General features: G+C 46.6%; 3 protein-coding genes. All 3 read right to left on the bottom strand.

Annotated features, from left to right (window positions below; translation table 11 throughout):
* Positions 1-35 precede the first annotated feature (35 nt).
* From EQY_RS0123560 to EQY_RS0123550, 3 genes are read right to left on the bottom strand one after another with little or no spacing between them, the layout of a single operon-like run.
* The gene (locus EQY_RS0123560) at positions 36-395 is read right to left on the bottom strand and encodes a hypothetical protein (protein ID WP_001289999.1); all 360 of its coding nucleotides are present in this window, start codon (positions 393-395) and stop codon (positions 36-38) included.
* Positions 392-568, bottom strand: a complete 177-nt coding sequence (locus EQY_RS26645; RefSeq protein WP_000753060.1) for a hypothetical protein — start codon at positions 566-568, stop codon at positions 392-394. Before EQY_RS26645 ends, EQY_RS0123560 begins: the two co-directional genes overlap by 4 nt.
* 1 nt (position 569) lies before the next feature.
* Positions 570-743, bottom strand: a complete 174-nt coding sequence (locus EQY_RS0123550) for a DUF7167 family protein (protein ID WP_328181762.1) — start codon at positions 741-743, stop codon at positions 570-572.
* Positions 744-802: the final 59 nt, after the last annotated feature.

Raw genomic sequence — 802 nt, 5'->3', positions numbered from 1 at the left:
TTCGCGGATATTCTTTTCTGAATAATGTAGGCACATCACTCTCCTTTGATGCCAATGTTTGCAGCCTGGCAAGCCTCTTTGAGCACCCAGTCAACAGCGTCTTTCCATGCTCCGGTTTCGACTGGCGGATTTTCACGCTTAACCTGTTCATAGAAGCGCACTGCTTTAATCAATCCTTCTGGTGTCAGTGGCACAGGCGGGGCAGTGAATAACGCCTGAATTTCATAGCTCGGCCTGTCGTTGCAATCCTCTTTTGTCGGTACATATTTCCAGTCACCAACCCACGGCTCCCCCTGAGAGTCCGTAACGCCTTTTTTCACGTAGCGATATCGCCATGCAACTGGTTTTGCCTGCCCTGCCGTTTCATGTCCTTCCTGATAATTAATCTCGCTCATTCATCGCCCCACTCATCACAATATGCTTCGACCGGAGTTTTTCCTGCTTCGTAGTCATCACGCCATGCTTCAGCATCAGCGGCACTTCCACCGCGTAACTCTGCATAGTCCATTAACAGTTCATGCCATTCTTCAAAACTGACGTTGTATTTAGTTGAACCAAAATCAGCCATTTTATTCTTCCTCCTCGTCTTTTATTTCGTGATATGAGTAATTGCAGTAGTTAAAGAAAATTTCTTTTGCTTCGTCCTGTATTTCATCTGGTGCCGCATCATCATCCACTTCGAATACATCCTCAAAATCTCCACCAGCTATTCCCGTTTCAATAATTATTTTGAACTTTCGCATTTCATTACCGCCCTTTCGGGCGGCCTCCGGATGATTTGAGGGTGCAGGAATCCCTCCGG

It is taken from the genome of Escherichia sp. TW14182, from assembly GCF_000208525.1.
In the GTDB taxonomy this organism is placed as follows: Bacteria; Pseudomonadota; Gammaproteobacteria; order Enterobacterales; family Enterobacteriaceae; genus Escherichia; species Escherichia ruysiae.
This window is presented reverse-complemented; position numbering and strand designations above follow the sequence as displayed.

Coding starts and splice junctions, on each gene's coding strand:
- EQY_RS0123550 (WP_328181762.1), bottom strand. CDS start 743: ATGCGAAAGTTCAAAATAATTATTGAAACGGGAATAGCTGGTGGAGAT.
- EQY_RS0123560 (WP_001289999.1), bottom strand. CDS start 395: ATGAGCGAGATTAATTATCAGGAAGGACATGAAACGGCAGGGCAGGCA.
- EQY_RS26645 (WP_000753060.1), bottom strand. CDS start 568: ATGGCTGATTTTGGTTCAACTAAATACAACGTCAGTTTTGAAGAATGG.